The sequence below is a fragment of the Cognatundibacterium oligocarboniphilum genome, assembly GCF_013377855.1.
Lineage (GTDB): Bacteria > Pseudomonadota > Gammaproteobacteria > Burkholderiales > Burkholderiaceae_D > Undibacterium > Undibacterium oligocarboniphilum.
Genome location: NZ_JABXYJ010000011.1, coordinates 34,494 through 57,304 on the forward strand (window position 1 = coordinate 34,494; position 22,811 = coordinate 57,304).

The 22,811-nt window shown below is 48.7% G+C and carries 19 protein-coding genes, 6 tRNA genes and 1 pseudogene; 25 read left to right on the forward strand and 1 reads right to left on the reverse strand.

All coding sequences use genetic code 11. The annotated features are described in order from the left end of the window. Window positions 1-20: 20 nt before the first annotated feature. On the reverse strand, window positions 21-2,273 hold the full coding sequence (locus tag HV832_RS15460; protein WP_176804757.1) for a bifunctional diguanylate cyclase/phosphodiesterase: 2,253 nt from the start codon (window positions 2,271-2,273) through the stop codon (window positions 21-23). A 287-nt stretch (window positions 2,274-2,560) separates the two neighbouring features. On the opposite strand from HV832_RS15460, the gene aroC reads away from it, so the two are divergent. From aroC to HV832_RS15580, 25 genes and pseudogenes are all read left to right on the forward strand, one after another. Continuing rightward, on the forward strand, window positions 2,561-3,658 hold the full coding sequence (gene aroC / locus HV832_RS15465; protein WP_176804758.1) for a chorismate synthase: 1,098 nt from the start codon (window positions 2,561-2,563) through the stop codon (window positions 3,656-3,658). Window positions 3,659-4,058: 400 nt separating this feature from the next. Then, on the forward strand, window positions 4,059-5,462 hold the full coding sequence (leuC, locus tag HV832_RS15470) for a 3-isopropylmalate dehydratase large subunit (protein ID WP_176804759.1): 1,404 nt from the start codon (window positions 4,059-4,061) through the stop codon (window positions 5,460-5,462). A 25-nt stretch (window positions 5,463-5,487) separates the two neighbouring features. Continuing rightward, window positions 5,488-5,610, forward strand: a complete 123-nt coding sequence (locus HV832_RS15475; protein ID WP_176804760.1) for an entericidin A/B family lipoprotein — start codon at window positions 5,488-5,490, stop codon at window positions 5,608-5,610. An 8-nt stretch (window positions 5,611-5,618) separates the two neighbouring features. Then, entirely contained in the window at window positions 5,619-6,266 is a 648-nt protein-coding gene (gene leuD, locus HV832_RS15480; protein ID WP_176804761.1) for a 3-isopropylmalate dehydratase small subunit, read from the forward strand. A gap of 21 nt (window positions 6,267-6,287) precedes the next feature. After that, window positions 6,288-7,361 (forward strand): 3-isopropylmalate dehydrogenase, encoded by a 1,074-nt coding sequence (leuB, locus tag HV832_RS15485; RefSeq protein ID WP_176804762.1) that lies wholly within the window; start codon window positions 6,288-6,290, stop codon window positions 7,359-7,361. 41 nt (window positions 7,362-7,402) lie between these two features. Further along, a complete protein-coding gene (asd, locus tag HV832_RS15490) occupies window positions 7,403-8,530 on the forward strand; it encodes an aspartate-semialdehyde dehydrogenase (RefSeq protein ID WP_176804763.1) in 1,128 nt (375 codons plus the stop codon). 380 nt (window positions 8,531-8,910) lie between these two features. Further along, a pseudogene (locus tag HV832_RS17620) lies at window positions 8,911-9,210 on the forward strand (type IV pilus assembly protein FimV); the annotation flags it as partial. 213 nt (window positions 9,211-9,423) lie between these two features. Continuing rightward, a complete protein-coding gene (locus HV832_RS15495) occupies window positions 9,424-11,613 on the forward strand; it encodes a motility hub landmark protein FimV (RefSeq protein ID WP_342354547.1) in 2,190 nt (729 codons plus the stop codon). Between the two features lie 80 nt (window positions 11,614-11,693). Next, window positions 11,694-12,509 (forward strand): tRNA pseudouridine(38-40) synthase TruA, encoded by an 816-nt coding sequence (gene truA / locus HV832_RS15500; protein WP_317889338.1) that lies wholly within the window; start codon window positions 11,694-11,696, stop codon window positions 12,507-12,509. Window positions 12,510-12,675: 166 nt separating this feature from the next. Beyond that, window positions 12,676-14,469: a translation elongation factor 4 gene (gene lepA / locus HV832_RS15505; RefSeq protein ID WP_176804766.1), complete on the forward strand. Its 1,794-nt coding sequence runs from the start codon at window positions 12,676-12,678 to the stop codon at window positions 14,467-14,469. Then, window positions 14,466-15,377 (forward strand): signal peptidase I, encoded by a 912-nt coding sequence (gene lepB, locus HV832_RS15510; RefSeq protein ID WP_176804767.1) that lies wholly within the window; start codon window positions 14,466-14,468, stop codon window positions 15,375-15,377. The genes lepA and lepB overlap by 4 nt, the downstream gene beginning before the upstream one ends. Before the next feature lie 17 nt (window positions 15,378-15,394). After that, complete coding sequence (locus HV832_RS15515) at window positions 15,395-15,799, forward strand: DUF4845 domain-containing protein (RefSeq protein ID WP_223827328.1); 405 nt, start codon at window positions 15,395-15,397, stop codon at window positions 15,797-15,799. An 11-nt stretch (window positions 15,800-15,810) separates the two neighbouring features. Next, window positions 15,811-16,680, forward strand: a complete 870-nt coding sequence (gene rnc / locus HV832_RS15520) for a ribonuclease III (RefSeq protein WP_176804768.1) — start codon at window positions 15,811-15,813, stop codon at window positions 16,678-16,680. 7 nt (window positions 16,681-16,687) lie between these two features. Continuing rightward, window positions 16,688-17,590 (forward strand): GTPase Era, encoded by a 903-nt coding sequence (gene era / locus HV832_RS15525; protein WP_176804769.1) that lies wholly within the window; start codon window positions 16,688-16,690, stop codon window positions 17,588-17,590. Window positions 17,591-17,598: 8 nt separating this feature from the next. Then, a complete protein-coding gene (gene recO / locus HV832_RS15530; RefSeq protein ID WP_176804770.1) occupies window positions 17,599-18,435 on the forward strand; it encodes a DNA repair protein RecO in 837 nt (278 codons plus the stop codon). Beyond that, window positions 18,432-19,175: a pyridoxine 5'-phosphate synthase gene (locus tag HV832_RS15535; RefSeq protein ID WP_176804771.1), complete on the forward strand. Its 744-nt coding sequence runs from the start codon at window positions 18,432-18,434 to the stop codon at window positions 19,173-19,175. Before recO ends, HV832_RS15535 begins: the two co-directional genes overlap by 4 nt. 4 nt (window positions 19,176-19,179) lie before the next feature. Then, entirely contained in the window at window positions 19,180-19,584 is a 405-nt protein-coding gene (gene acpS / locus HV832_RS15540; protein WP_176804772.1) for a holo-ACP synthase, read from the forward strand. After that, entirely contained in the window at window positions 19,581-21,455 is a 1,875-nt protein-coding gene (uvrC, locus tag HV832_RS15545; protein ID WP_176804773.1) for an excinuclease ABC subunit UvrC, read from the forward strand. Before acpS ends, uvrC begins: the two co-directional genes overlap by 4 nt. Window positions 21,456-21,493: 38 nt before the next feature. Next, the gene (gene pgsA / locus HV832_RS15550; protein WP_176804774.1) at window positions 21,494-22,078 is read left to right on the forward strand and encodes a CDP-diacylglycerol--glycerol-3-phosphate 3-phosphatidyltransferase; all 585 of its coding nucleotides are present in this window, start codon (window positions 21,494-21,496) and stop codon (window positions 22,076-22,078) included. Between the two features lie 49 nt (window positions 22,079-22,127). Further along, window positions 22,128-22,203: transfer RNA gene (locus tag HV832_RS15555), tRNA-Gly, on the forward strand. A 29-nt stretch (window positions 22,204-22,232) separates the two neighbouring features. Continuing rightward, window positions 22,233-22,308, forward strand: a tRNA-Gly gene (locus HV832_RS15560). Window positions 22,309-22,339: 31 nt separating this feature from the next. Further along, a tRNA-Gly gene (locus HV832_RS15565) sits at window positions 22,340-22,414 on the forward strand. A 31-nt stretch (window positions 22,415-22,445) separates the two neighbouring features. Beyond that, window positions 22,446-22,520, forward strand: a tRNA-Gly gene (locus HV832_RS15570). A 31-nt stretch (window positions 22,521-22,551) separates the two neighbouring features. Next, window positions 22,552-22,627, forward strand: a tRNA-Gly gene (locus HV832_RS15575). Window positions 22,628-22,658: 31 nt separating this feature from the next. Continuing rightward, window positions 22,659-22,734, forward strand: a tRNA-Gly gene (locus HV832_RS15580). Window positions 22,735-22,811: the final 77 nt, after the last annotated feature.

A 22,811-nucleotide genomic window follows, 5' to 3' on the forward strand; every position in this document is an offset into this window, starting at 1 on the left:
AGGATGGAAAAGCGGATTTCTCAACTAGTGGCAGATCTGTTTTTCAGCCATTCATGCAATTCCGCTTTGGCAATCGGTCTGGCATAAAAGTAACCCTGAGCCAGATGACAGCCATAGGACATCAATGTATCCGCCTGCATCTGATTTTCAACACCTTCTGCAATGATAGACAGCCCCAGATTTTGCCCGAGCTGAACGATCATTTTGGCGATGCTGCCTTCGTTTCCATCTTGCTGAATATCATTGACAAATGCGCGGTCAATTTTGAGTTTATCGATATCGAGCTTTTGCAGATGGCTCAGCGATGAAAATCCGGTTCCGAAATCGTCAATGGAAATGCTGACACCGAGTTGTTTAATTTGGTGCAATGTTTTGATCAGTAACTCTGGATCTTTCATTGCCATAGATTCGGTGATTTCGAGTTCGACAAACTCAGGAGGTGCCTGGGTTTCTTCTAATGCCCTGTGCAGGGTCTGCATAAACAATGGATGAGAGAACTGTGCCTGAGAGACATTAATCGCCATCTGGAAGTCGATATAGCCAAGCTCGCGCAGGGTCACCAGTTCGTGGCAGGCACTGCGTAATACCCATTCACCGATATCAACGATCAGGCCGGAATATTCGGCAATCGGTATGAATTGATCAGGAGGGATGAATTTTCCTTCATCCGTTTTCCAGCGCAACAACGCTTCGGCACCTAATATCTTGCCAGTCCGCATGTCTACCTGAGGCTGATAGACCAGAAACAGACGTTCGTGTTCAAATGCCGCGCGCAAAGCATGCATCAGCAGCACCCGTTCACGGATTTCTACTCCCATGCTCCGGGTGAAGTATTCATAACCTCCCCGGCGGTGAGTTTTTGCACGTTTTAATGCAATATTGGTATCTTTGAGTGCCTCAGATGCATCGCCATCATAATCATCGAGCTTGATCAGGCCGATGGTTGCAGTTAACTGAACTTCCTGCCGGTCGACATCAAATGGTTCGGTGAACAATGTAAGAATCTGTTCAGGCGAAACCAGTCCCTGATCTCCCAGTAGTGCGAAGGTATCGCTGCCGATGCGAGCTGTATGACAGGTTTTTCCAAAATGCGTCTGCAGACGTTGCGCCACTGAAGAGAGCAGCAGGTCGCCGAACTGATGACCGAGAGCATCGTTGGTTTCTGCAAAATGATCAATGTCAATCAGTGACAGGGCGCTATGGTTTTTGAGCGGAGATTTAAGAGTCTCACTCAGCGTTTGTAATAACTTGAGACGGTTTGAGAGACCTGTCAGCGGGTCATAGAAGGCATAGTTATGCAGCCTGGAGGTCAGAATCACATTATCCAGGCCGACGGAGACGTTGCTGCAGAAGACCTCCAGCAGGCGCTTATCCATGTCATTCAGTTGCAGGCCGGCTTCCAGATACAGCGTGAAATCTTTTTTAGCGACGTTGTTAAAATATAGCGCCGTCAGATCTTCTTCATAAATACTATGTTTCAGATTCAGGGAGCGGGTGACGATCTCGGCAACTCGTGGCTGATTAACTGCGGAGACTGGCTGATCCAGCAAGTAATTAAACCCCTTGGTGGCTGCGATCACATGGACTTCTTCGGTTTGCCCCCGGTTGTGCATTACCGTTTGTCGGGAACAGACAAAACCTTCGGTATTTAATCCCAGCAGGCTGGTGGTCTGTGTCAGTACACCGGAAGCAAAATTATGCAATCCATGCAAGGCCATCAGTTCCGTACTGGCATTGACGATCATTTCCAGTCCGTGACGGCTGGCGTTAATTGCGCAAATTTGCTCATAAGAGCGGATTGCGGAAGTGACTGCCGTATACAGTTTGGTGCGGGTCAGTTCAGACTTGGTTTTGTAATCATTGATATCGTAATCACGGATCGCATCGATTTCCGGCGCATAGCCTGGTTGACCGGTTCTGAGAATAATTCTGACGTCAGTCAGTCCCAGTGTCTTGCGGATGTAATTGACTAACTGTAGCCCTGCGTCTTCCTGCTCCATCACCACATCAAGCAAAATAATGGCAATATCGGTTTCGCTTTGCAGAATACCCCGTGCTTCTGCTGCAGAATAAGCGTGGAGGAAACTCAGTGGACGGTGTTGTATTTCGAGGCTACCGAGTGCAAATGTGGTTGCAGAATGCACATCCGGATCATCGTCGATAATCATGATCCGCCAGCTGACATTGGCTCCTGAGGCAGTCAGAGACTCGTCATGATCATGCTCATCGAGGAAAATCAGATCGTCTTCGGTAGAGTGAATCGATGAATTCATCTGCAATACGGCTCCATGCTTAGCAACTCTCTTTGCGATCTGCGTAATGTAATGTGACGTCCTTGACGAACTATGACATTAAAAATGCTTGCAGCCAAGTCTCATATCTTCTTGTTTAGCAATAATAAAACAATATTCATTCGATCGTGCGCCACCTTCTGTGAATTCATTCTATTTTCTATTTATTTGTTGCTGATCGACGTATCAGGCGAGAGTGGCACCGGCGCCGTTCCGGTGCTCTGTTAAAATGATTTAAATTCCGTTTTTAATCATTATTGCAAAATATTATGTCTGGCAATACTTTTGGTACTTTATTTACAGTGACAACTTTTGGTGAGTCCCACGGGCCGGCGATCGGTTGTGTGATTGATGGCTGTCCCCCGGGGATGGAATTGTCAGAGGCGGATATCCAGCCTGAGCTGGATCGTCGTAAACCCGGAACTTCCAGGCATGTCACGCAAAGGCAGGAGCCGGATCTGGTCGAAATACTTTCCGGGGTATACCAGGGGAAGACAACCGGAACGCCGATCGCATTGCTGATCCGGAATCAGGATCAGCGCAGTAAAGATTACGGCAATATCACCGATACATTCAGGCCTGGGCACGCTGATTTCACATACTGGTGTAAATATGGCATCCGCGACCCTCGCGGTGGTGGTCGTTCATCTGCAAGGCTGACTGCACCAGTGGTCGGAGCCGCCGCCATTGCTAAAAAATGGCTGAAGCAAAAATTTGGGACAGAATTTTCAGGCGGCATGACGCAACTGGGAGATATTCAGGTTCCGTTTCAGGGCTGGGAGCATACGACACAGAATCCATTTTTCGCACCGACGGCTGATGCCGCTTTGCTGGAACGCATGGAGTCATATATGGATGCTTTGCGCAAGGATGGCGATTCGATTGGCGCCAGAATCCAGGTGCTGGCCCGCAATGTTCCGGCAGGCTTGGGTCAGCCAATTTACGACAAACTGGATGCCGATATTGCTTATGCGATGATGGGGATTAATGCAGTGAAAGGCGTTGAGATTGGTGCTGGTTTTGAATCGGTCTCGCAGCGTGGTTCAGTGCACGGTGATGAAATTACGCCACATGGCTTTGTCGGAAATAATGCGGGCGGCGTACTGGGTGGAATTTCAACCGGGCAAGATATTACGGTGTCCATCGCGATTAAGCCGACTTCCTCGATTCGTGTGCCGCGTCGCTCGCTTGATATTCACGGAAATCCGGTTGTGGTGGAAACTTTTGGCCGGCATGATCCCTGTGTGGGCATCCGGGCGACGCCGATTGCCGAGGCCATGCTGGCGCTGGTGTTGATGGACCATGCATTACGGCACCGTGCTCAGTGTAGTGACGTCATGCCACAAAACCTGTTCACGGGCGACTGACTGGCAGGATAGATTCCGGGTTTCTCCAAAACTCTGCTTAGTTTCGGGGAAGTCGGGGGAGTATTCAGGAAAAATAGTCTATCCCCATTGTAAAGACTGAGGTGTGCCAGATACTCGGGGGGAGTATCTGATCTTATGGACTTGCGTTGACTTGCAAAGCCATGATTTCTGTGTCCGGTGGGACTTTGGCATTGACTGAATAATCATCGGGTTTTTGCGAAAAAATTTTGATTTAAATGATTGAAAATTTGGTTTGATCGTCATTTTTTTTATTTTTCTCTTGAGTGATTCGGTTTTTCGAAGACGGTACCCGTGTTCTGCAATGCACAACTGTGGCATAATCAAATACAAAAAACAGCTGTTTTACCCGACTTAACGATTTATCTTCAGGCTTCAGATTATGCTTAAAACGCTTTACGACAAATTATGGGAATCTCATGTAGTGCACTCGGAAGATGATGGCACCGCCATTTTGTATATTGACCGTCATTTGCTACATGAGGTGACCAGTCCGCAAGCGTTTGAAGGACTCAAAATTGCAGGGCGTCAGCCATGGCGTCATTCTGCCAATCTGGTGGTGGCAGATCACAACGTACCGACAACGAATCGTGTGAATGGTATTGATGATCCGGTTTCCCGTTTGCAGGTAGAAACGCTGGATGCAAATGCAAAACACTATGGGTTGACCTATTTCAGCATGGCGGATAAGCGTCAGGGGATTGTGCATGTAATCGGACCTGAGCAAGGGGCGACATTGCCAGGTATGACGGTAGTGTGCGGCGATTCACATACATCCACCCATGGCGCTTTTGGCTGTCTCGCGCATGGTATCGGTACCTCCGAAGTCGAGCATGTTCTCGCGACCCAGACCCTGATTGCGAAGAAATCGAAATCCATGCTGGTGCAGATCGATGGCGCATTGCCTGCGGGTGTGACGGCAAAAGATGTTGTGCTGGCTGTCATTGGCCGCATCGGCACGGCTGGCGGTACAGGTTATGCGATTGAATTTGCAGGTTCCACCATTCGCAGTTTGTCGATGGAAGGACGCATGACTATTTGTAATATGGCGATTGAAGCAGGTGCGCGTGCCGGAATGGTTGCTGTTGACCAGACGACAATCGACTACGTGAAAGGACGCCCTTTCTCGCCGGTCGGGCCGCACTGGGATCGCGCCGTCGAATACTGGAAAACACTGCATTCTGATGCAGGTGCGAAATTCGACATGGTCGTCACTTTGAATGCAGCAGAAATCAAGCCGCAAGTAACATGGGGCACCTCTCCGGAAATGGTCCTGGCGATTGACGACCGTATCCCTGATCCGGATCAGGAAAAAGATGCGGTAAAACGTGATGCGATCGAAAAGGCGTTGGCGTATATGGCGCTGAAACCGAACACGGCCATCTCGGATATCCGTATTGATAAGGTGTTTATCGGTTCCTGTACTAATTCCCGGATTGAAGATCTGCGTGCAGCAGCAGCAGTGGTGCGTGGCAAGTTCCGCGCATCGAATATCAAGCTGGCGATGGTGGTGCCTGGTTCTGGCCTCGTTAAAGAGCAGGCCGAGCGCGAAGGTCTGGACAAGATTTTCCGTGATGCCGGCTTCGAATGGCGTGAACCGGGTTGTTCGATGTGCCTGGCTATGAATGCTGATCGCCTGGAACCGGGTGAGCGTTGTGCATCAACATCGAATCGTAATTTTGAAGGTCGCCAGGGGCAGGGGGGGCGGACGCATCTCGTTTCTCCGGCAATGGCGGCTGCAGCTGGTATTGAAGGGCACTTTGTTGACGTCCGTCGTCTGTCGTAAAACTCGTAAAAGAAAAGGAATTAACATGAAAAAGATTTTTGCTCTCCTGATTTGCGCTCTGGTAATGACTGCTTGTAATACTGTGCAAGGTATTGGCAAGGATGTGAAAAAAGCGGGTGAAGTGGTTGAAGGCGCTGGTAAAAAATAAAGCATGGCATGGAAAAATTCACTTTACTGAATGGTCTGGTTGCCCCAATGGACAGGGCAAACGTGGATACGGACGCTATTATTCCCAAGCAGTTTCTGAAATCCATCAAGCGCACCGGATTTGGCCCTAATCTGTTTGATGAGTGGCGCTATCTGGATCATGGTGAGCCGGGGATGGACAATAGTCGGCGTCCGTTAAACCCTGATTTCGCACTGAATCAGCCGCGTTATCAAGGGGCATCCATATTACTGGCACGTAAAAATTTCGGCTGTGGCTCATCCCGCGAACACGCACCGTGGGCGCTGGAACAGTACGGCTTTCGGGCAATCATCGCTCCAAGTTTTGCTGATATTTTCTTCAATAACTGTTATAAAAATGGCGTGTTACCGATCGTTCTGACTGAAAGCCAGGTGGATCATCTGTTTAATGAGATCAAGGCTTTCCCCGGTTTTCACCTGATTATTGATCTCGAAAAACAGGTCGTTACTACAAGCAACACCAGTGTCAGTTATCCATTTGAGATTGATCCATTCCGCAAATATTGCCTGTTGAATGGCTTGGATGATATCGGACTAACCTTGCGTCAGGCAGATAAGATCCGTGCATTTGAAGAACGGCATATTGCTGCCCAGCCCTGGCTTGCGAATACGATTTAAGCTATTAAAAAAACGAAGAATATGAAAATTGCGATTTTGCCCGGTGACGGCATAGGACCTGAAATCGTCACTCAGGCAGTGAACGTGCTGAACGCACTGGACGAAAAATTTGAAATGGAAACGGCGCCAGTTGGTGGCGCCGGTTATGAGGCATCGGGTCATCCGTTGCCGGACGCAACGTTAAAGCTGGCGCAGGATGCTGACGCTATTTTGTTCGGTGCTGTCGGTGACTGGAAGTACGATACGCTGGAGCGTGCATTACGTCCGGAGCAGGCAATTCTGGGGTTGCGTAAAAACCTGAAGTTGTTTGCTAACCTGCGCCCTGCAATCTTATATCCAGAATTGGCTGGTGCATCGACATTGAAACCGGAAGTTGTTTCGGGGCTGGATATCCTGATTATCCGCGAACTGACAGGCGATATTTATTTTGGTCAGCCTCGTGGCATGCGTGAGTGCCCTGATGGTCCTTTCAAAGGGGAACGCGAAGCATTCGATACGATGCGTTATGCCGAGACGGAAATTCGCCGTATTGCTCACGTGGCGTTTCAGACCGCGCAAAAACGCAGTAAGCGTTTAACCAGCGTGGATAAAGCAAACGTGCTGGAAACTTTCCAGTTCTGGAAGGATATTGTGACCGATGTGCACAAAGAGTATCCGGACGTTGCGCTGGATCATATGTATATTGATAATGCCGCAATGCAGCTGGTACGTGCACCGAAAAAATTTGATGTAATCGTCACAGGAAATATGTTTGGCGATATTTTGTCTGATGAAGCATCGATGCTGACCGGATCGATCGGGATGTTGCCGTCTGCATCGCTGGATGCGAATAACAAAGGTTTGTATGAACCTTCGCATGGTTCCGCGCCTGATATCGCAGGTAAAGGAGTCGCGAACCCACTGGCAACGATTTTGTCGGCGGCAATGATGTTGCGTTACTCTCTCGGGAAGACTGAGCAGGCTGACCGTATTGAGGCCGCAGTGAAAAAAGTGTTGGTGCAAGGTTTGCGTACTCCCGATATTTACGAAGCTGGTACCACAAAAGTTGGTACTGCTGAAATCGGGCAGGCTGTGGTCAGCGCATTGGCAAATTGAATTTTGTTCGGGCAGGAGTCTCCTGCAATTTATAGGGAAAAATGATGAAACTGGTGGGTTTGGTAGGTTGGCGTGGCATGGTGGGGTCGGTTCTGATGCAGCGTATGCAGGAAGAAAACGATTTTACACATATTGAACCAGTGTTTTTTTCGACATCGAATACCGGTGGCGCTGCCCCTGTAATGGCGAAAAATGAAAAGACACTGAAGGACGCACACAATATTGATGAGCTGAAAAAATGCGACATCATTATGACCTGCCAGGGTGGTGATTATACGAATGAAGTTTTCCCGAAATTGCGCGCTGCCGGTTGGAATGGCCACTGGATTGATGCTGCTTCCAGTTTGCGTATGAATGACGATGCCGTTATCGTTCTGGATCCGGTCAACCTGCCCGTGATTAAAAATGCACTAGCCAAAGGCCAGAAAAACTGGATCGGCGGCAATTGTACGGTCAGTTGTATGTTAATGGGGGTTGGCGCGCTGTATAAGGCCGGACTGGTTGATTGGATGAGTACCCAGACTTATCAGGCTGCTTCCGGTGGCGGAGCGCAGCATATGCGCGAGTTGTTGACTCAATACGGGACTTTGAACGCAGAAGTTAAGAATCTGCTCGATGATCCGAAAAGCGCGATTCTTGAAATTGATCGTAAGGTGATTGCTAAACAGCGTTCATTGAATGCTGCAGAAACTGCGAATTTCGGAGTCCCGCTGGGTGGCTCTCTGATTCCCTGGATTGATAAGGATTTGGGAAATGGCATGTCTAAGGAAGAATGGAAAGGCATGGCGGAAACCAACAAAATTCTGGGGCAGGGTGAAGGGTTTGGTACAGCGGCTGTTCCTGTTGATGGATTTTGCATCCGCATTGGAGCTATGCGTTGCCACAGTCAGGCATTAACCTTTAAACTCAAAAAAGACGTTCCCGTTGCAGATATTGAGGCAATGATTGCAGCAGATAATGAGTGGGTGAAGGTCGTGCCGAATACGCGCGAAGACAGTATCCGGGATCTGACCCCCGTTGCTGTGACCGGGACGATGACGATTCCGGTTGGACGTATTCGCAAGCTGGCAATGGGGTCTGAATACGTTGGTGCATTTACCGTTGGAGACCAATTGTTATGGGGTGCGGCTGAACCATTGCGCCGTATGTTACGAATACTGATTGACTGATACGGGCTAAAAAAAGGGAGGCTTGCCTCCCTTTTTTACTATAGTGATTTAGTGTTTCTATTTGTAATTTTGTGTTGCTTGTTAAATGGTAACAACGAATTCCCTACTTGCTTGCTTCTTGGCATCTTAATGTATTTACCATACGGTGAAATAGAGTTAAGCTTGCACCGCTAAGTTTGTAATGTTATCTTGGAACAATATCACGCTTTAGCGGCAAGCTAAATGGCTTATCCCAGCGGACCTTGTTCGCCAAATGCCCAATATATCTGACAAAAATGCTTAAACAAAAAAGAACATCAGTGATTTCTCTGGGGCGCAAAGCTTTGAGCGTTGCCGTCACCTCGACCTTACTATTTGTGTCGAACGCGCATGCGACAGGGATGGGGCGGCTAACGGTACTTTCTTCCCTCGGGCAGCCTTTACGCGCAGAAATTGAACTGACTTCGCCGGACAAAGATGAGGTCGGTTCACTGGTGCCGAAATTGGCATCAGCGGAAGCATTCCGTCAGGCGAATATTGATTTTAATCCTGCATTATTGTCCCTCAGGTTCGCTATTGAACCGCGCGGCGCGGCTTACGTGATCAAGGTGAATTCGACGCAGGCGATGAATGAGCCTTTTGTCGATATGTTGCTGGAGATGAATTCGTCCAATGGCAAGTTACTGCGGGAATACACTTTCCTTCTTGATCCTGCCGAGTTGAGAAACAGTCAGTCTGCTCAGGTATCCAGTCCGAACGTAGTCAATAGCAAACCGCAGGCAGGTGGTACGACAGACGGTATTGGCGGTCGCGCGTCTGCGAACGTCACAACGGCAGGAGCTATCAACACCTCTGCGCAGATTAAAAAAAATACACCTGCAACCTCCGTTCAGCCGCCTGTTGGTGAATACTCTGTGAAGGCTGGCGATACCCTAGGAAAGGTTGCTGGCGCATATCGCAAAGAAGGTATATCGCTGGATCAGATGTTGGTCAGTCTTTATCGTGCAAATCCACAGGCTTTTCTCGGAAACAACATGAATCGCCTGAAAGCGGGACAGATTCTGGTGATTCCGGATACAGAATCAGTGCGGGTTACCAGTAATTCTGAGGCTCATTCTGTTGTGATGGCCCATGCTGCTGATTTCAACGCTTATAGAAATAAACTAGCCGATTATGTGGAACATACTCCGGCGGCAAAATCGCAATCCGTCAAACAAACTGCAAGTGGTGCGATTTCAGCCAAGGTGAAAGAAGTACCTAATCTGACTGCTGAGTCCCCTGATAAATTGAAACTTTCGAAGGCCGCAGCTTCAACAGCAGGTACGAATGGCAAGGGAGTCTCGGAAGAGGATAAGCTCGCAAAGAATAAGGCTACAGCAGATGCCAGCAATCGTGTCAAAGAGCTAGAAAAAAATGTTAGCGATCTTCAGCGTTTGCTGGAGGTAAAAAATAAAGATCTCGCTTCTAAAGAAGCTGAGTTGAATCTGAAAGGCAAGCAGGATGCCAAACTGGCGGCAGCCAGCGCTGTGCAGGAAAAAGCGGCAGCAATTCCAGCCTCGGCTCCGGTATCTTCTGTACAGCAGGTCAATGCCTCCGCTGCTGTCAGCGCAACAACAGCATCACCATCTGCCATTTCAGCATCGGTCAGCGCGTCGTCTGCTAATACTTCGAAGCCACCGCGTCGTCGTCCTGTCCCGCCGCCGCCACCTGAGCCTGGCTTTTTTGAAAGCATCTCTGATTTTCTGGTTCCCGGTGGAGCCCTGATTCTTGCCTTATTGGGCGGGGTCGGATTATGGGCAAATCACCGCAAGAAAAAAATGCAGCAATTTGAAGACAGTATTCTGACCGGATCCAGTATGAAGGCAAACTCCATGTTTGGCTCAACCGGTGGTCAGAGCGTGGATACTAACAACAGCGTCTTCAATTCTAATTTTGCACCCTCAGCCAGTCAGCTGGATGCAAACGAGGTGGATCCGGTTGCTGAAGCGGATGTCTATATTGCTTATGGACGTGATTCTCAGGCCGAAGAAATTCTGAAGGAGGCGTTGAGAACCCAGCCAGATCGCCATGCAGTCCGGGTAAAACTACTGGAAATTTATTTTGCGCGTAAAGATGCCAAAACTTTTGAGCGCCTTGCCAGTGAGTTGTATGGCATGACCAGTGGCGAGGGGGAGGAGTGGGCACAAGCGGCATCCATGGGTATCGTTCTTGAACCCGGTAACCCACTCTATGCTGGCGGTCAGGCGAAGCCTGAGGCTGTCGGTTCTGTGTTGGGAGTGACGACGCAACCGTTGGAAGATCTGGATCCAGACGCCTTGCTGGCAAATTCTTTGTCCCGGGATATGCTGGATGCGATAAGTATCATTGATACAGCATCGAAGCCTGAATCGCCAACATTAACTGATGGTGATGGACATGTTGGCGAGGAGGCTGCTCCGCTGCATCTGGACAGTGCCGCTGATTTGGACTTTGATCTTGGCTTGGACGAATCCGAGGTTCCTGTTATTCCCGAATCTGCACCTGCCGCAGCATTACTGCCAGCCCAGGAGGAGGCTCCGGTTGTTGATTTTGGAACCATCGACTTTGATTTTGGCGATCATAAATCCAGTGCTGAACAAGCATCTCCTTCACATGATGCTGTACAGGTAGCTTCGGACGAGTCTGTCAGTGACGACTTGGATATGCTGGATTTCAATTTATCTTCCGAGAAAGAACAAATCGTTACATCTGTTTCTGCTCCCACAGATGAAAGCGTGTCCGGGATGACTGATGGGCTTGCTCTTGAAATGATGCCGGCAGAAAAGGCGGAACCTGAAGCTCAGGGCAACATAGATAGTGTGTCTGCATTTGAGTTTGATCTGTCAGGCATTGATCTAGAGTTGGAGCCGAGTAAAGCTCAGGAAGAACAGCTTGTTCATATTGAGCCTGCGGTTGCTGACGTGGAAACCGAGAATGCGGAAATGTCCACCAAACTGGATCTGGCCGTTGCTTATCATGAAATTGGTGATAAAGAAGGCGCCAGAGAGTTGCTGGACGAGGTGATGAAGGGCGGTAGTGCGTCCCAGAAGGCAAGAGCCGAATCTATGTTGTCTCAGATGGCTTGAGTCGTAGTCTGAGTGCTCCGCGGGCGCAGCGTTTGCTTGCGCCCGTTTGTTTTTCTATGCTGAAATGAATGAGGCGGTTTGTGAAGCGTATCGTATTGGGCGTGCAGTATGACGGTAATGGCTGGCAAGGATGGCAAAAGCAACCTTCCGGAAACACAGTCCAGGATGCCCTTGAAAAAGCACTGCGGCAGTTTTGTAATATCGAGGTCAATACTGTTTGTGCCGGCCGTACCGACGCTGGAGTGCATGGTGTTGAGCAGGTTGTTCATTTTGATACTCCTTTAATCCGAACCCCTTATTCATGGGTAAATGGCGTCAATGCTTTTTTGCCGGATACTGTTGCCGTACGTTGGGCCAGGGAGCTGGAGCTTGTTGCACCTGATGGCGATCAATTTCATGCCCGATTTGGCGCAAGGGCAAGAACGTACCACTACGTTTTATTGAATGACAAAATCAGGTCTCCTTTACTGATCGGTCGTGCTGGCTGGGTATTCCGGCCTTTAGATGTGGAAAAAATGCGAGCAGGTGCTGATTATCTGCTGGGTGAACATGATTTTTCTGCCTTCCGGGCGGCAGAATGTCAGGCAAAAAATCCTGTGAAGCATATGTATTCCATACAAATCCGTCAGCAGGCAGAGATCATCGTGATTACACTGCGAGCCAGTGCTTTTCTGCATCATATGGTCAGAAATATTGTGGGTTCACTCATTTTTGTTGGTACGGGAAAAAGATCACCTGAATGGATGGCTGAACTCCTGGCTGGAAGGGATCGTAGCGTTGCCGCGCCAACATTTATGCCTGATGGTTTGTATCTGGCGAAAATTGAGTACGATGAAAAGTGGGCGTTACCTCAATCCCCATCGGCCGGAATTCCCGGATTCTTGCCTCTTTTGTAGTAAATGCCCGGACTGAGAGGGAATTCTCCGTGTTACTACCTGAAATCCGGTAAAATGGCGTTTTGCAAAACCCGAACTGAAGGCGCTCGCCTGGGGAACGTTGCCCAGACTTGAGCGCTTTTTTTTAGCTGGCGTTTGTCTGCTTCAGTAATTTTTAGTTACTTCAATGAATAACATCCGGAATTTTTCTATTATTGCCCATATCGATCACGGTAAATCAACGCTGGCTGATCGGATTATTCAACTGTGTGGCGGACTGTCTGATCGTGAGATGGAAGCTCAGGTTCTTGATTCTATGGATATCGAGCGTGAGCGTGGGATTACCATCAAGGCGCAGACTGCTGCGCTGCATTACAAGGCGCGGGATGGCCAGATTTATAATCTGAATCTGATTGATACTCCTGGTCATGTCGATTTCAGTTACGAAGTCAGTCGTTCTCTCTCCGCCTGTGAAGGCGCCTTGCTGGTGGTGGATGCATCACAGGGGGTGGAGGCTCAGACGGTTGCCAACTGCTACACGGCTATCGAATTGGGAGTGGAAGTTGTTCCCGTATTGAATAAAATTGATTTACCGTCTGCCGATCCTGAGAATGCCTGTAAAGAAATTGAAGAGGTAATCGGCATTGATGCAAGCGATGCTGTCCACTGCTCTGCTAAAACTGGGCTGGGTGTTGAAGATGTGCTTGAATCCCTGATTGCAAAGGTTCCGCCACCGCAAGGCGATCCGACGGCACCATTGCAGGCTTTGATTATCGATTCATGGTTCGATAATTATGTCGGAGTAGTAATGCTGGTTCGTATTGTGAATGGTACTCTGCGCCCTAAAGATAAAATCTTGTTCATGGCGACTGAGGCTCAACATCTCGTGGAGTCGGTCGGTGTTTTTACACCGAAATCTTTGTCCCGCGATCAGTTAACGGCAGGTCAGGTCGGATTTGTGATCGCCGGAATTAAAGAACTGAAGGCCGCCAAAGTGGGGGATACCATTACCGTGGCAAACCGCCCGGCAACGAGGCCGCTGCCCGGTTTTAAAGAGGTTCAGCCGCAGGTGTTTGCCGGATTGTTTCCTGTAGAAGCGAACCAGTATGATGCGCTCAGAGATTCTCTTGAAAAACTGAAACTGAACGATGCGGCACTGATGTACGAGCCTGAAGTGTCGCAGGCGCTTGGCTTTGGTTTTCGGTGTGGATTCCTCGGGTTGTTGCATATGGAGATCGTGCAGGAACGTCTTGAGCGTGAGTTTGATATGGATCTCATTACAACCGCACCGACGGTTGTTTATGAGGTAGTGATGGCGGATGGCACCATTCTTATGGTCGATAATCCTTCCAAGATGCCCGATCCATCCAAGATTGAAGAGATTCGGGAACCAATCGTCACCGTTAATCTCTATATGCCGCAGGAATACGTCGGTTCTGTAATTACCCTTTGTACCCAGAAGCGTGGTGTGCAGATGGACATGAGTTATCACGGACGTCAGGTGAAACTGACCTATGAAATGCCGATGGCCGAAATTGTTCTGGATTTCTTTGACAGGCTCAAATCGACGTCGCGCGGCTACGCTTCTATGGATTACGAGTTCAAGGAAAATCGTGCTGCGGACGTGGTAAAAGTTGACATGCTGATTAACAGCGAAAAAGTCGATGCGCTGGCGATTATTGTACATCGCGCCAACAGCCAGTTCCGCGGACGCGCTGTGGCTGCGAAGATGCGTGAGCTGATTCCACGACAGATGTTTGATGTTGCGATTCAGGCAGCGATTGGCTCCAATATTATTTCCCGTGAGAATGTCAAAGCCTTGCGCAAGAACGTTCTTGCAAAATGTTATGGTGGGGATATCAGTCGTAAACGAAAATTGCTTGAAAAGCAAAAAGCAGGTAAAAAGCGCATGAAACAAGTTGGTTCTGTGGAAATTCCGCAAGAAGCATTTTTGGCAATTTTACAAGTGGATGAAAAATGAGTTTTCAGTCGATTCTGGGAAATTTTGCATTGATTTTATTTGTCCTGACTATCGGCACAGGTATTGTCTGGTTTCTCGATATGTTTGTTCTGTCAAAGCAGCGCAGAGCCGCCGCAGACAAGGCATTGGCAGAGTTAGATGCACGCCAGGCCAGGCTTGCATCAGATGGTATTAAAATTGATGAGGTCGATCGCGCTGAACTGGAAGCAAAAATTTTGCGACAGCCAGTCTGGGTAGAATACTCAGGCAGCTTTTTTCCAGTGATTGCCTTGGTTTTTTTCCTTCGCTCTTTTCTTTATGAGCCTTTTAAAATCCCGTCCAGCTCTATGCTACCCACCTTATATGTGGGTGATCTGATACTGGTTAATAAATTTGAATATGGGATTCGCCTGCCAGTCATTAATAAAAAAGTGATTGAGCTGAATAATCCAAAGCGTGGCGATGTTATGGTATTCAAATATCCGGTTGATCCGACAGTGGATTACATTAAGCGTGTTGTCGGCGTTCCCGGTGATAAGGTGGTTTACCATAACAAGCGCTTGCTGATTAACGGTCAGCCTTTGTCTTATCAGACGATGCCTGATTTCCTGGATGAAGAGCATCTGAATTACTCCAGACAACTGACTGAAAATCTTAACGGTGTTTCACACAGGATACTGAATGACGATCGGGCTCCTGCCTTTGTGAATGATCCATTTAATTTTCCTAAACGGGAAAATTGCTCATACGACAACGAAGGTTTTTCATGTGTTGTACCTGAGGGACATTATTTCATGATGGGCGATAACCGTGATAATAGTCTGGACAGCCGTTACTGGGGATTCGTTCCTGATCAAAATATTGTTGGTAAGGCATTTTTTATCTGGATGAATCTGGGTAATATCAAACGTATTGGCAGCTTTCATTAAAACGGACAGGGTTCGATATGAAAAAAATGTGGGTTGAACAACAGCATTCATTACATTCTCAGCGCGGCATTTCTTTGTTTGGTTTGATTTTTTCTTTGGGAGTTTTGATTTTGCTGGCGATAGTTGCGATGAAAGTCGTTCCTACTGCGATTGAATATGTCTCTATAAAAAAAGCGATTATCGCTGCAAAAAATGGCGGGACAACGGTTGCTGAAATCCATAAGGTTTTTGATAAACAGGCAGAAGTGAACTACATCACCTCGATCGAAGGGAAAGATCTGATCGTGACCAGAAATGACGGTGAAATTGATGTAAGTTTTTCCTATCAGAAAAAAATTCCATTATTCGGGCCGGCAAGCTTATTGCTGGAGTATGAAGGTACGACAGCAAAAAACGGTTACGCACCCAAGAAAACAGAATAGCAGACAGACGTATGAATTTTCAGTTATTGCAGAAAAGGCTGGGGTACCAGTTTTTAAATCCCGCTTTATTGCAGCAGGCGCTCACACATCGTAGTCATAGCGGTACGCATAATGAGCGTCTGGAGTTTCTGGGCGATTCAATTCTGAATTGTGTCATTGCTTTCCTGTTATTTGATAGTTTTGCAGACATCGATGAAGGTGATTTGTCACGTGTCCGGGCGAATCTGGTGAAACAACAGTCTTTATATGAGATTGCTCAACGGATTGAGCTCTCGCAGTTTCTGCGTTTGGGGGAAGGGGAACTGAAATCAGGCGGCTTTCGCCGTCCCTCTATTTTGGCAGATACTTTGGAAGCGCTTTTTGGCGCAATATTTCTGGATGCCGGTTTTGATGCAGCGCGTGAAGTGATACGTACATTGTACGCACCGGTTCTGGCAGTCGTCGATCCGACGACTCTGGGTAAAGATGCAAAGACATTGCTGCAGGAATTTTTGCAGAGTAAGAAAATTGCCCTGCCTCAGTACAATGTCGTCGCAACGCGTGGTGCTGCCCATAGTCAGGAATTTGAAATTGAATGTCTGGTTCCTAAACTCGATATTCAGGTATTTGGTACTGGAGGAAGCCGTCGCGCCGGGGAACAGGCGGCCGCTAAACTGGCGCTTGAAACCGCGGTCGTGGCATTAGCCAAGACACCTGCCTCACGAAAAACAAAGCCACGCGCAGCCCAGCTGAAACTAGCCGGTATCGCCACACCGCAGTCGAATCAGACCGGAGGTCCGGATCATGAGTTGCGTGATGGGGCGCCTTCCAATACTTCAGCGATCGAAGGCATCACCCCGGCTGATCAGCCTGCTTCCACTCAACATCCAAAAACAGCCTGATGACCCCATGAATGAATTACCAGACAATCCCGAGTTTCGTTGTGGGTATATTGCTATTGTTGGCCGGCCGAATGTCGGTAAATCGACATTAATGAATGCCCTGATTGGGGCGAAAGTCAGCATTACTTCCCGCAAGGCGCAGACGACCAGACACCGTATTACCGGGATTCAGACCAAAGACAATACCCAATTCGTTTATATCGATACGCCTGGTTTTCAGACCCGCCACGCAAATGCGCTGAACCGCACTTTAAACCGTACGGTGACGACCACGCTGACCGCGGCAGACGTCATCTTGTTGATCGTGGAAGCGGGCACGTTTGGAGCGCCGGATCAACAGGTACTTGACCTGCTGCCCAAAAATGTCCCCTGCATTCTGGTCATCAATAAATCGGATCGTATGAAAGATAAAGCGATCATGATGCCTTTTGCACAAAAGGTGGCAGCGCTTTTCCCCTTTACCGCCGTGGTGCCGGTGTCTGCAACGCTGCGCTTTCAGCTGGACAATCTGGAAGGCGAAATTCGCAAGCATTTACCTCAAAACCCGCCGATGTTTGCCGAAGATGATATTACCGACCGCAGTGAGAAATTTCTGGCTGCCGAAATCGTGCGGGAAAAGTTATTTCGCTTTGTCGGCGATGAGTTGCCGTACACCAGTACGGTACTGATTGAAAAGTTTGAACAGGAAGGTAATTTGCGCCGTGTTTTTGTAGCGATTCTGGTCGATCGGGACGGACATAAATCCATGGTGATCGGAAATAAAGGTGCCCGTCTGAAGGAAATTTCCACTCAGTCCAGAATTGATATGGAGAAGTTGTTTGGAGGCCCTGTTTATCTTGAGATCTGGGTAAAGGTCAAATCCGGATGGGCTGATAACGAGGCTGGGTTACGCGCCTACGGGTATGAGTAAAACGGCACATGGCAGATGAGTCTCAGATTGCTGCATCAGAAGATAACATCTCGTCAGGTGGTGAGATAACATTTTCTGATTTTCGGTTACAGCGCACCTCTGATCACCGGCGCAATCACACCAGCCTTTCGCGTGAAAGACGAGTCCAAAATCAGCCAGCCTTTATTCTTCACTCATGGCCTTATAAAGAAACCAGCCTGATTCTGGATGTTTTGACCCGTGATTACGGCCGTATCGCGCTGGTCGCAAAAGGAGCCAAGCGACCACATTCGCAGCTACGCAGCGTACTGCAGACTTTCCAGCCATTGCAGGTAGGATGGACTGGGAAATCTGAAATCAGGGTGTTGACCACGGCTGACTGGGTTGGCGGAATGCGTCCACTGGAGCGTTCAGCGCTGCTTTGCGGGTTTTATCTGAATGAATTGCTGATTAAATTCCTGATCCGGGACGAGCCGCAGACACCACTTTTTGACCAGTATGTATCAACATTAAATCAACTGGCGCATGACACTTCCGCGCCTGCTGTACTGCGGCAGTTCGAGCTGATTTTATTGCGTGAATCAGGATTGCTGGCCGATCTCACTTTTTGCACCCAGACCAGGCAAAGTGTTGACCCCGTTCAGAATTATGTGTTGGACCCTGATGCCGGTGTTCGTCCCATACGTGCGAGCGACACTTTACCGGCGGTATCCGGAAAAACATTGCTGGATATGAAAAGTGATAATTACAGCGACCCTGTCACGCAGTTTCAGAGCAAAATGCTGATGCGTCATGTATTGGGGCATCACCTGCAGGGCAGCGCTTTAAATACACGTCAGATACTGATTGATTTGCAGAATCTATGAATATTCACTCTTATCATCAGATGATTAATCTGGGTATCAACATGCACTCCATGTTGAATTGGTCCCGCAGAACAGATGATTGCGTATGGATGTTCCGAAAGATATGCCAGACAGCGACTGAGGCTGGCGCTGACAGCATTAATGTTTACCTGCAGGCTAAAGATGCATTTTTACTGGATAGTTTGACGCAGCATGTACAGGAATACGGCCATTTTTTACAGTTCAGTATTGAACCACAATCAATCATACTGGACAAAATATTGCCGCTCAAACCAGCGCATATTTGTCTGGTTGGTCAACAGGATGAGCGGGGAAATCCAAATGTGGTCGATGTCTGCCGTCATTTTGATATTGTGCAAAGCTGTATTGCTCAACTGAAGGCGATAGGTATAGCCACGACGGTGATGATTGATGGTTCAGCCAGGCAGATGCAGGCCAGCGCAAAGGCAGGTGCGTCGTGTGTCCGCATTCATTTAGCTCCTGTTGAGAGGCTGGCGGATGTTGATGAAGGATTACTCCAGCAGCTGCAGGAAATGCAGAGAGAATCAATCTTGTGTGGTCTGCTCATGCATGTCCATGCTGAGTCTGAGTCGTTGATCAACGCGGCGGCTGCGATTCCCGGGATTGAAGCAGTCTATACCGGTGACCCGGTTTTTCGACGCGCAGTGTTTGATGGGCTGCATCAGTCCGTCAGGCATATCAAGGCCGGTCTGATCCGCAGCAGGCTGAAAGGATGCTGAGCGGATGATTTACGGGATTGGTACCGATATTGTTCAGTTATCGCGCATCAGAGAGGTTTATATGCGAAATGGTGAACATTTTGCACGGAAAATTTTGGGGCAGCGGGAACTGAACGTGTTTTATCAGCGTATGGCACTGGCCGAGGAAAAGGGGATCCGTTATCTGGCAACCCGATTTGCTGCAAAAGAGGCATTTTCAAAAGCTATCGGAACCGGAATCCGGGCGCCCATGACATGGCACAATATGGAAACGCTCAATTCGGTATTGGGTAAGCCGGAGGTGGCAGTCAGCGGGACGCTGGAGCAATGGATGACGGCGAATCGCTTGCGCGGCTTGATTACGCTCAGCGATGAAGCGCATTATGTGATCGCCTTTGCACTCGTCGAAACAAGCTCAGCTCAGATATGAACGCAGAGCAGGATTCCACAACAGATAACGGACGCCAGCAGGTTCTGGACACCGTAGCACAATTACCGCATTTGCCGGGTGTCTATCGTTATTTCGACACCCAGGATCAGGTTCTCTATGTCGGCAAAGCCAGAGACCTGAAAAAGCGTGTCAGCAGTTATTTTCAGAAAACTCTTTCCAGTCCGCGCATTGCCATGATGGTCGACAAGATCGCTCGTCTCGAGACGACCATCACACGGAGTGAGGCGGAAGCCTTGATATTGGAAAACAATCTGATCAAGGCATTAAAGCCGCGCTACAACATTCTTTTTCGTGATGATAAATCGTATCCTTATCTGAAAATAACATCCGAAAAAACACCGCGTATGGTGTATTACCGTGGTGCCATCGATAAAAAGCATCAGTATTTCGGACCCTTTCCATCAGGGTGGGCTGTTAAAGAGTCTATGCAGATTTTGCAGAAGGTTTTTCTCCTGCGCACTTGCGAGGACAGCGTTTTTGCCAACCGTACCAGACCCTGCCTTCTGTATCAGATTCAACGTTGCAGCGCGCCTTGTGTCGACCTGATTTCAAAGGATGACTATGCGGAAGATATTGCCCATGCTGCAGATTTTTTGCGTGGGCGGCAGGACCAGGTTTTGCAGAGCATGGAAGCAAAGATGCTGGCTTATGCGGCTGATCTCCGGTTTGAACAGGCTGCAGCGGTCAGAAACCAGATGTCGGCACTCTCCAAGGTATTACATCAGCAAAGTATGGAAACGACCGGTAATGCCGATATCGATATTATTGCGGTGTTAGTTGAGGGCGGGAAAGCATGTGTAAATCTCGCCATGATACGCGGCGGGCGCCATCTGGGGGACAGAGCTTATTTCCCTGCGCATGTCGACGACGCACGATTGACAGCAGAGCAGCCGATAGAAGCTGAAGTGATGGCGGCATTCATTGCACAACATTATGTCGATCAGTTTATTCCGTCCACACTGGTGATGAATATTGAGTTTGATGAGCCTGACCTGATCATGGCTCTGACGGAACAATGTGGTCATAAAATTTATTTGACATCCCAGCCTCAGGAACAGCGTCGTATCTGGCTTGAAATGGCGGTTAAAGGCGCCCAGCTTGCTTTGGCGAGAGTATTGTCCGAGCAGGGATCGCAACAATCGAGAACGGCAGCGCTGGCGTCCGTGCTTGAACTGGATTCGGATGATCTTGAACAGCTCCGTATCGAGTGCTTCGATATCAGTCATACCCAGGGCGAGGCAACACAGGCGTCTTGCGTCGTCTATCAGCATCATGGAATGCAGAATGCCGAATACCGGCGATACAACATCAAAGACATTACGCCTGGCGATGATTATGCAGCGATGCGTCAGGTGCTCTTGCGCCGTTATGAAAAAATTGTCAATGCAGAAGGTGACGATATCCGGATGCCCGATATTGTGCTGGTTGACGGTGGAAAAGGGCAGGTCGAAATGGCCCGGCAGGTTTTTGCTGAGCTGGGGCTGGATGTCAGCTTGATTGTTGGTGTTGCCAAAGGCGAAGGCAGGAAAGTTGGTCTCGAAACCTTAGTGTTTGCAGATAGCCGCGCGGAAAAAGAACTTGGCAAAGAATCTGCGGCGCTGATGCTGATCGCGCATATCCGCGATGAGGCTCACCGTTTTGCGATTACAGGCATGCGTGCAAAACGCGACAAAGCCAGACAAACATCGAAACTGGATGAAATTGAAGGTGTGGGACCAAAACGACGTCAGAAATTATTGATCAGATTCGGCGGATTGAAGGGGGTGAGTGACGCCAGTGTGGAAGAGTTGGCCAGCGTTGAAGGTATATCCCGCCATCTGGCAGAAGAAATTTACAAGCGATTGCGATAGCCCCATATAATTAAGAAAAATTTTTTATCGACAAGGTCATGCCTTTTAATTTCCCGATATTGCTGACATGGTTGCGCGTTGCGCTGATTCCCTTGGTTGTCGGCGTCTTTTATTTGCCGGATACCTGGTTAACGTTGTTTCAAAAAGGCGTGGCATCGACGCTGGTTTTTATCATTGCCGCAGTGACCGACTGGTTTGATGGTTTTCTGGCGCGCCGCTGGAATCAGACTTCTTCGTTTGGAGCTTTTCTTGATCCTGTTGCCGATAAGTTGATGGTCGCAGGTGCGTTGCTGGTGTTAGTCCAGTTGGACCGCGTGAATGCCGTAATTGCCTTCGTCATCATTGGACGTGAAATCACCATTTCTGCATTGCGTGAGTGGATGGCACTGATCGGCGCTTCGAAATCTGTCGCGGTTAATTCGCTGGGAAAAATCAAAACGACAGCGCAGATGCTGGCGATACCGATGCTGCTTTATTATGATATTTTGTTTGGTATCGTCGACACCAAAATATTCGGTTCATGGTTGCTGCTGGTTGCTGCAGTATTGACTGTTTGGTCGATGCTATATTATTTACAAAAAGCCTGGCCGATGATCAAAGAGGAGACCGAAAAAATGGAGTAGCGGCTTGACAGAATCTGCATATCCTATATAATTCTGGTCTTTCGTTGATGCGGGAATAGCTCAGTTGGTAGAGCGCAACCTTGCCAAGGTTGAGGTCGAGAGTTCGAGACTCTTTTCCCGCTCCAGGTTTTCAAGCGAAAAGCAGTAAAAAAATGCGGGAATAGCTCAGTTGGTAGAGCGCAACCTTGCCAAGGTTGAGGTCGAGAGTTCGAGACTCTTTTCCCGCTCCAGATTCAGTAGTACCTGCTGTATCAGGAAAATGCGGGAATAGCTCAGTTGGTCGAGCGCAACCTTGCCAAGGTTGAGGTCGAGAGTTCGAGACTCTTTCCCGCTCCAGATTCAGTAGTACCTGCTGTATCAGGAAAATGCGGGAATAGCTCAGTTGGTCGAGCGCAACCTTGCCAAGGTTGAGGTCGAGAGTTCGAGACTCTTTCCCGCTCCAGATTCAGTAGTACCTGCTGTATCAGGAAAATGCGGGAATAGCTCAGTTGGTCGAGCGCAACCTTGCCAAGGTTGAGGTCGAGAGTTCGAGACTCTTTTCCCGCTCCAGATTCAGTAGTACCTGATGTATCAGGAAAATGCGGGAATAGCTCAGTTGGTAGAGCGCAACCTTGCCAAGGTTGAGGTCGAGAGTTCGAGACTCTTTTCCCGCTCCAGGTTATAAAGGGGGAGCAAAGCTTCCCTTTTTTGTTGAGTTAGGTGTCTGACTGAAATGTTAAGTCAGTATCCCTGG